At 68.1% G+C, this 8698-nt stretch carries 7 protein-coding genes; 6 read left to right on the forward strand and 1 reads right to left on the reverse strand.

Going from position 1 to position 8698, the window contains the following annotated elements:
* Positions 1–536 (forward strand): methyl-accepting chemotaxis protein (locus G3N99_RS28945; RefSeq protein ID WP_241011906.1); only part of this gene is annotated, 536 nt, incomplete at its 5' end.
* 36 nt (positions 537–572) lie between these two features.
* Here G3N99_RS28945 and G3N99_RS28950 read toward each other — a convergent pair.
* A complete protein-coding gene (locus G3N99_RS28950) occupies positions 573–2228 on the reverse strand; it encodes an acyl-CoA synthetase (protein ID WP_174935455.1) in 1656 nt (551 codons plus the stop codon).
* Between the two features lie 168 nt (positions 2229–2396).
* Between G3N99_RS28950 and G3N99_RS28955 the strand changes: the two genes are divergently transcribed.
* The 5 genes from G3N99_RS28955 to G3N99_RS28975 form a co-directional block, all read left to right on the forward strand.
* On the forward strand, positions 2397–3152 hold the full coding sequence (locus G3N99_RS28955) for a Crp/Fnr family transcriptional regulator (RefSeq protein WP_206124098.1): 756 nt from the start codon (positions 2397–2399) through the stop codon (positions 3150–3152).
* A 10-nt stretch (positions 3153–3162) separates the two neighbouring features.
* On the forward strand, positions 3163–3369 hold the full coding sequence (locus G3N99_RS28960; protein WP_174935460.1) for a hypothetical protein: 207 nt from the start codon (positions 3163–3165) through the stop codon (positions 3367–3369).
* Positions 3370–3392: 23 nt separating this feature from the next.
* Positions 3393–6560 (forward strand): efflux RND transporter permease subunit, encoded by a 3168-nt coding sequence (locus tag G3N99_RS28965; RefSeq protein WP_174935462.1) that lies wholly within the window; start codon positions 3393–3395, stop codon positions 6558–6560.
* Between the two features lie 36 nt (positions 6561–6596).
* Complete coding sequence (locus tag G3N99_RS28970; RefSeq protein ID WP_174935464.1) at positions 6597–7826, forward strand: efflux RND transporter periplasmic adaptor subunit; 1230 nt, start codon at positions 6597–6599, stop codon at positions 7824–7826.
* Between the two features lie 5 nt (positions 7827–7831).
* Positions 7832–8698 (forward strand): TolC family protein (locus tag G3N99_RS28975; protein ID WP_206124099.1); only part of this gene is annotated, 867 nt, incomplete at its 3' end.

Genomic DNA, 8698 nt, shown 5'->3' on the forward strand with positions numbered 1-8698 from the left:
TGCAGCGCGTGGTCGCGACGATGGACGACATCGGCCGCGCGACGCGCCGGATCGCCGAGATCACGGGCGCGATCGAAGGCATCGCGTTCCAGACCAACATCCTGGCGCTGAACGCGGCCGTCGAGGCCGCGCGCGCAGGCGAACACGGCAAGGGCTTCGCGGTGGTCGCGGCCGAGGTGCGCGCACTCGCCCAGCGCAGCGCGGCCGCGGTCAAGGAGATCGACACGCTGAGCACCGAATCGTCGACGACCGTCGAGCAAGGCTACCGGATCGCGGAGGCCGCACGCGGCACGATGCGCGACATCGTCGCGCGCGTCGACCAGGTCCGCACGCTGATCGGCGAGATCAGCGCCGCGTCGCGCGAACAATCGACCGGCATCGAGCAGGTCAACCTGGCCGTCACGCAGATCGGCGACGCGACGCAGCAGAACGCGATGCTGATCTCGGATGCCGAACGCGCGGCCGTCGCGCTGCGCGACCAGGCCGCGCACCTGTCGGACGCGGTCAGCGTGTTCCGGCTCGAACGGAACGCATGACGAAGAACGGCTGGCCGGCAACGGCCGGCCCATCGCCTACTTCTTGTCGTCGCCCGCCAGATCGATCGCCTTGTCCGATCCGACCGCATTGCGCAGCTGGAATTTCTGGATCTTGCCGGTCGATGTTTTCGGCAGTTCGCCGAACCGCACGGCCTTCGGCACCTTGAAGCCCGCGAGCAGCGCCTTGCAATGCGCGACGATCTCCTCCTCGGTCGCGCTCGCGCCTTCGCGCAGCTCGACGAACGCGCACGGCACCTCGCCCCATTTCGGGTCGGGCATCGCGACGACCGCCGCGACCGCCACCGCCGGGTGCCGGTACAGCGCATCCTCGACCTCGATGCTCGAGATGTTCTCGCCGCCCGAGATGATGATGTCCTTCTTGCGATCCTTGATCCGGATATAGCCGTCCGGCATCAGCACCGCGAGATCGCCGGTATGGAACCAGCCGCCGTGGAACGCCTCGTCGGTCGCCTTCGGGTTCTTCAGGTAACCCTTCATGCAGATGTTGCCGCGGAACATGATCTCGCCGAGCGTCTCGCCATCGGCCGGCACCGGCGCCATCGTGTCGGGATCGAGCACCGTGGCGCCCGCTTCGAGGTGATAACGCACGCCCTGGCGCGCATTGAGCCGCGCGCGATCCTCGTCGCTCAGTTCCTCCCAGTGCGACTGCTTCGCGCACACGGTCGCCGGGCCATACACCTCGGTCAGCCCGTACACGTGCAGCAGGTCGAAGCCGATTTCCTTCATCTTCGCGATCACGGCCGGCGCGGGCGCCGCGCCCGCGACCATCGCATGCACCGTGTGGTCGATGCCTTCGCGGAATTCGGCCGGTGCGTTCGCGATCGCGCTCTGCACGATCGGCGCGCCGCAATAGTGCGTGATGCGTTCGCGGCGGATCAGGTCGAACACCGTCTTCGCGTCGAACTTGCGCAGGCAGACGTTCACCCCCGCGCGCGCCGCGACGGCCCACGGGAAGCACCAGCCGTTGCAGTGGAACAGCGGCAGCGTCCACAGGTAGACGGCGTGCTTCGGCATGTCCCATTCCAGGATGTTGCTGATCGCCGCGAGATACGCGCCGCGATGGTGGTAGACCACGCCCTTCGGATCGCCGGTCGTGCCGGACGTGTAGTTCAGCGCGATCGCCTCCCATTCGTCGGCGGGCGGCGTCCATGCGTAGTCGGCGTCGCCGCTTGCGACGAACGCCTCGTAGTCGGTCGCGCCCGCGAAGCGCGCGGGATCGGCCGGCATCGCATCGGCCACGCTGACGATCTTCAGGCCCGGCACCTCGAGCGCCGCACGATGCGCGAACTCCGCGTACTCGGTGTCGACGATCAGCACCTTCGCCTCGCCATGGCGCAGCATGAACAGCACCGACGACACGTCGAGCCGCGTGTTGATCGTGTTCAGCACCGCGCCGGCCATCGGCACGCCGAAGTGCGCCTCGACCATCGCCGGGATGTTCGGCAGCATCGCCGCGACCGTGTCGCCACGTTCGATGCCGAGCCGCGCGAGCGCGCTCGCCAGTTGCTTCGCGCGCGTGTAGGTCTCGCCCCAGGTGCGCCGTACGTCGCCGTGCACGATCGCGAGGCGCTCGCCGTAGACTTCGGCCGTCCTGACCAGGAAGTCGATCGGGGTGAGCGGCACGTAATTCGCGTCGCGGCGGCCGAGTCCGGCCTCGAACATCTGCGTCATGATCCTGTCTCCCGTGTCCTGTCGACCGAGGCGCATCCACCCCGGATCGTTTTGATGTGGTTCAATTGCCGACAGCCTAACGGGCGCTATTGTGAGCCGTCTGTCATCGAAACGACAGAGTGCCTTTCACGCGCTGCGCGTTATCCCTATCCTCGCAAACCCGCACCCATGCACGACCCACTCGCCGCACCGCCCGACGCGCCCGCCGACCCGGCCGACGCCCTTTCCGAACCGGGCCCGCTGCCGCCGCTGGCCACGCTGTTCGGCCAGTGCGCATGGTTCCGCACGCTTGCGCCGGAGCATCAAGCGCTCGTGCTCGCGCAGTCGCGCGTCGAGCAGTGCGAGGCCGGCGACGTGATCGCGCATCGGCTCGCCCCGTCCGAATACTGGATCGGCGTGCACCGCGGGCTGCTGAAGCTCGCGATCTTCAATGCGTCGGGGCGCGGCTGCACGTTCTCCGGCGTGCCGTCGGGCGGCTGGTTCGGCGAAGGCAGCGTGATCAAGCGCGAGCTGCGCAAGTACGAGGTCGTCGCGATCCAGCGCTCGACCGTGCTGTTCGTGCCGGTCGACACGTTCCATGCGCTGCTCGACACGAGCCTGCCGTTCACGCGCTTCGTGATCCACCAGCTGAACAACCGGATGGGCGAATTCATCGCGTCGATCCAGAACAGCCGGCTGCTCGACGTCGATGCGCGCGTCGCGCAGGCGCTCACGCAGCTTTTCAACCCCGACCTGTACCCGGACACCGGCCCGTCGCTGTCGATCTCGCAGGAGGAACTGGGGATGCTCGTCGGCGTGTCGCGGCAGCGGATCAACCAGGCGCTGCAGCAGCTTGAGAAGCTCGGCGCGCTGCGGCTCGCGTACAACCAGATCGATGTCGTCGATCTGGAAGCGCTCGCGCGCGTCGGGATGGAGCAGATCTGAGCGCGGGCCCATGAACGGAATCGTCGCCGACGCAGCCTGCCCGTCCGATATCGCGGCCGATATCGCAGCCGATTTCCGGCCGCCGCGCCGCGCTGCGTTTCCTCTGCTGAATCGGCAATCGGCCGCCGCGCCCCAACCTGACAATTCCGCCAGTTTCGCGACAGTAACCCGTTCCACGCCGACGCCTATCATTCGGGTTCCATTTACCCACGCCTGATCACCGCCTGTCCCGCTGCCTCCATGTGGATCGTCAATCTCGCGCTCAAGCGCCCCTACACGTTCATCGTGATGGCCATCATGATCGTGCTGGCCACCCCGCTTGCGCTGATGCGCACGCCGGTCGACGTGCTGCCCGCGATCAACATTCCCGTGATCAGCGTCATCTGGAATTACAGCGGCTTCTCCGCGACCGAGATGACGAACCGCATCACGTCCGTGCATGAACGGATCCTGACGACGACCGTCAACAACATCCAGCACGTCGAATCGACATCGCTGCCCGGCATCGCGGTCGTGAAGGTGTTCCTGCAACCGGGCGCGAACGTGCAGACGGCGATCGCGCAAACGGTCTCGTCCGCGCAGGCGATCGTGCGGCAGATGCCGCAGGGCGCGACGCCGCCGCTCGTGATCACCTATTCGGCGTCGAGCATCCCGGTGATCCAGCTCGGGCTGTCGAGCAAGACGCTCAGCGAACAGTCGCTCGCCGACATCGCGCTCAACTTCCTGCGCCCGCAGCTGATCACGGTGCCGGGCGTGCAGATCCCGTTCCCGTACGGCGGCCGCACGCGCGTGGTCGCGATCGACCTCGATCCGCAGGCGCTGCTCGCGAAGGGGCTCACGCCCGCCGACATCGTCAACGCGGTGAACGCGCAGAACCTCGTGCTGCCGACCGGCACCGCGAAGATGGGCCAGACCGAATACCGGATCGACACCAACGCGTCGGCCGACACCATCGCCGACATCAGCAGCCTGCCGATCCAGACCGTCAACGGCGCGACGACCTACCTGCGCGAAGTGGCAGCGGTACGCGACGGCTTCGCGCCGCAGACCAACGTCGTGCGCCAGAACGGCCAGCGCGGCGTGCTCATCTCGATCCTGAAAAGCGGCGATGCGTCGACGCTCAAGGTCGTGGCGGACCTGAAGGCGCTGCTGCCGAAGGTGATCCCGACCCTGCCCGAAGGGCTCACGATCACGCCGCTGTTCGACCAGTCGGTGTTCGTCAACGCGGCTGTCCAGGGCGTGATCCACGAGGCGCTGATCGCCGCCGTGCTGACCGCAATGATGATCCTGCTGTTCCTCGGCAACTGGCGCAGCACGCTGATCATCGCGATCTCGATCCCGCTGTCGATCTTCACGTCGCTGATCGCGCTGTCCGCGCTCGGCGAGACCATCAACATCATGACGCTCGGCGGGCTCGCGCTCGCGGTCGGGATCCTGGTGGACGACGCGACCGTCACGATCGAGAACATCGAGCGGCACCTGCATCTCGGCACGAACCTGCACGACGCGATTCTCGAAGGCGCCGGCGAGATCGCGGTGCCCGCGTTCGTGTCGACGCTGTGCATCTGTATCGTGTTCGTGCCGATGTTCTTCCTGACGGGCGTCGCGCGCTTCCTGTTCGTGCCGCTCGCGGAAGCCGTCGTGTTCGCGATGCTCGCGTCGTACGTGCTGTCGCGCACGCTGGTGCCGACGCTCGCGATGCTGCTGTTCCGCCCGCAGCAGGCGAGCACCGGCCCCGACCACGCGACGTCGCGTTTCGCCCGCATCCATCACGCGTTCAACGATGCGTTCGAGCGGCTGCGCGCGTGGTACATCGTGCTGCTCAGCATCCTGCTGGTGCGCCGCCGCTTCTACGCGATGTGCTTCCTCGGCTTCTGCGTGCTGTCGACGGGCCTCGTGTTCGTGCTCGGCCGCGATTTCTTCCCGAATGCGGATTCCGGCAACATCCGGCTGCACATGCGCGCGCCGACCGGCTACCGGATCGAGGAAACCGCGCGCCTCGCCGACCAGGTCGAGCGCGTGATCCGCGAAACCGTGCCGCCGGACGAACTCGGCGCGATCGTCGACAACCTCGGCCTGCCGGTGAGCGGCATCAACCTGTCGTACAGCAACGCGGGCACGATCGGCACGCTCGACGGCGAACTGCTGATCGCCCTGAAGCCCGGCCACCGCGCGACCCAGCACTACGTGCAGGCGCTGCGCACGGTGCTGCCCGAGCGCTTCCCGGGTGTCGAGTTCTTCTTCCAGCCGTCGGACATCATCACGCAGATCCTCAACTTCGGCCAACCGGCCGCGATCGACCTGCAGGTGCTCGGCAACGATCTCGCGAGTAACATGACTATCGCGAGCAGCCTGATGAAAAAGTTCAGGCAAATCCCCGGCGCCGTCGACGTGCACGTGCTGCAACGCAACGACGAGCCGACCCTGCTGGCCGACATGGACCGTACGCGCATGCAGCAGCTCAACCTCTCCGCGCAGAACGTCGCGCAGAACATGCTGATCTCGCTGTCCGGCAGTTCTCAGACCACGCCGTCGTTCTGGATCAACCCGCGCACCGGCGTCCAGTACCCGCTGCAGATCCAGACCCCGCAATACAGCATCTCGTCGGTCGACGACCTGCTCGGCACGCCGATCTCGGCAAGCGGCCGCACGGGCATGCCGCTGCAACTGCTCGGCAACCTCGTGCAGGTGCGCAGCACCGCAAACCCGGCCGTGATCACGCACTACAACATCCGCCCGGCGATCGACGTGTACGTGAGCGTCGAAGGCCGCGACCTCGGCGCGGTGGCCGGCGAGATCGACCGCATCGTGTCCGATGCGCGCGCGACGCTGCCGCGCGGCACCGAGCTGACGATGCGCGGCCAGATCGAGACGATGCGCACGTCGTACATCGGCCTCGGCGCGGGCGTCGCGATGGCGATCGTGCTGGTCTACCTGCTGATCGTCGTCAATTTCCAGTCGTGGCTCGACCCGCTGATCATCATCAGCGCGATGCCGGCCGCGCTCGCCGGCATCGTCTGGATGCTGTTCATCACCGGCACGCACCTGAGCGTGCCCGCACTGACGGGCGCGATCATGACGGTGGGCGTCGCGACCGCGAACAGCATCCTGGTCGTGTCGTTCGCGCGCCAGCGCCTCGAGGCCGGCGCGCCGCCACTTACGGCCGCGCTGGAAGCCGGCGCGACGCGGATCCGGCCGGTGTTGATGACGGCGCTCGCGATGATCATCGGGATGGTGCCGATGGCGCTCGGTCTCGGCGAAGGCGCCGAGCAGAACGCGCCGCTCGGCCGCGCGGTGATCGGCGGGCTGCTGTTCGCGACCGTGTCGACCTTGCTGTTCGTGCCGCTCGTGTTCGGCGGCGTGCACGCTCGGCTGGCCCGCCGGCGTGCGCGCCAGGCCGGCCACTGACTTTCGTCCCACTACCCGGTTGATTTGGTTGAATTCATGGAAGAGAAACATCACAGCTCCGTCGGCATCCAGGTAGACGAACGCGGCATGCACCTGCCGACGCGCACGTCGGTATCGCGACGCGGGAAGATCGTCCTGATCGTGATCGGCGTGCTGCTGGCCGCCGGCGCCGCGCGCACGGTCGTCGTCAACGTGCTGAACCGCAACCGGCTCGACGCCGTTGCCGAGCAGAACACGCGCCAGTACGTGACCGTCGTGCATCCGGTCGATGCGGCCACCGGCGGCAAGCTGACGCTGCCCGGCACGCTGCGCGGCTTCGTCGAGGCGCCGATCTACGCCCGCGCGAGCGGCTACGTGCTGCGCTGGCAGGCCGACATCGGCGCGCACGTGAAGCAGGGGCAACTGCTCGCCGAGCTCGACACGCCCGAGCTGAACCAGGAACTCGCGCAGGCCACCGCGCAGCGCCAGCAGGCGCAGGCCGCCCTCGCGCTCGCGAAGACGTCGTTCGACCGCGCGCAGCAGCTGCGCCAGCGCGATGCCGTGTCGCAGCAGGAGCTCGACGACCGGCAAGGCGCGTTCAACCAGGGCGCCGCGAACCTCGCCGCGGCCGATGCGAACATGCGACGCCTCACCGAGCTGAAAGGCTTCCAGCGGATCGTCGCGCCGATCGACGGGATTGTCACGCAGCGCAACGTCGACGTCGGCGATCTCGTCAGCTCCGGCAACGCCGGCCGCTCGCTGTTCACGGTCGTGCAGGCCGACCAGCTGCGCCTCTACGTGCAGGTGCCGCAGGCGTACGCGCAGCAGGTGAAGGTCGGCCAGCACGTGAGCGTCGCGCAGGCCGAGCTGCCGGGCCGGACCTTCGACGGGACGATCACGCGCACGTCCGAGGCGATCGACGTCGCGACGCGCTCGTTGCAGATCGAGATCACGCTGCCGAACCCGGACGGCCGGCTGCTGCCCGGCGCGTACGTGCAGGCTACCTTGCCGATGACGCCGGTCGGCCGCCTGCAGGTGCCGGCCAATACGCTGCTGTTCCGCGCCGAAGGCCCGACAGTCGCGACCGTCGATGCGAACGGCCAGGTGCGCCTGAAATCGGTGACGGTCGTGCGCACGATCGGGCAGACGCTCGAAGTCGACGGCCCGCTCACGCCGAACGACCGCCTCGTGACGAACCCGAGCGACGCGCTCACGAACGGCGACCAGGTGATCGTCTCGGCGCCGGCCGCGAAGCCGGCCTCCGGCGCCGCGGAGGCGAAGTCGTGATCGCGATGCGCATCCGCCGGCGGTCTGTCGCCGTCACCGCCACCGCCGTTGCGCTCGCAGCCGCGCTCGCGGGCTGCACCGTCGGCCCCGATTACAAGCGGCCCGACGTCGACACGCCGGCCGCATGGCGGCTCGATCCGGCGGATTCATACTGGCATCCCGCCGCGCCGGCCCGCGCGCCGCTCGACCCGGCATGGTGGACCGCGTTCGGCGATCCGCAGCTCGATGCGCTGGAAGCCGAAGCGCTGCGCAACAACCAGAACCTGAAGGCCGTCGCCGCGCGCTACGACCAGGCGAAGGCGACGCTCGCATCGGTCGCGTCGGCGCAGTATCCGGCCGTCGGCCTGAACGCGAGCGGCCAGCGCTTCAAGATCTCGGCCGACCGGCCTCAGACCAATTACGCGACGCAAAGCACGTCGACCGTGCAGAACGATGTCCAGGTCGGCGCGGCCGTCAGCTACGAGCTCGACCTGTTCGGCCGCGTGCGGCGCAGCGTCGAATCGGCGCAGGCGACCACCGAACAGGCCGGCGACGATTTCGCGAACGCGCGCCTGGTGCTGACCGCCGATCTCGCATCGAGCTATTTCGCGCTGCGCGAATTCGATACCGAGATCGACGTCGTCAAGCGTTCGATCGACCTGCAGCAGAAGGCGCTCGACTACGTGAGCGCGCGCCACGACCTCGGCGCGGTGTCGGGCCTCGACCTGCTGCAGCAGCGCGCGCAGCTCGACGCGACGCGCACGCAGGCGCAGTTGCTGCTCCAGCAGCGCGTGCAGGTGGAAACCGCGATCGCGACGCTGGTCGGCACACCGGCCCCCGCTTTCTCGATCGCGCCGCGCGTCGTGCCGATCAACGCGTCGGCGCTGCCGACC

It is taken from the genome of Burkholderia sp. Ac-20392 (assembly GCF_017104585.1).
In the GTDB taxonomy this organism is placed as follows: Bacteria; Pseudomonadota; Gammaproteobacteria; order Burkholderiales; family Burkholderiaceae; genus Burkholderia; species Burkholderia lata.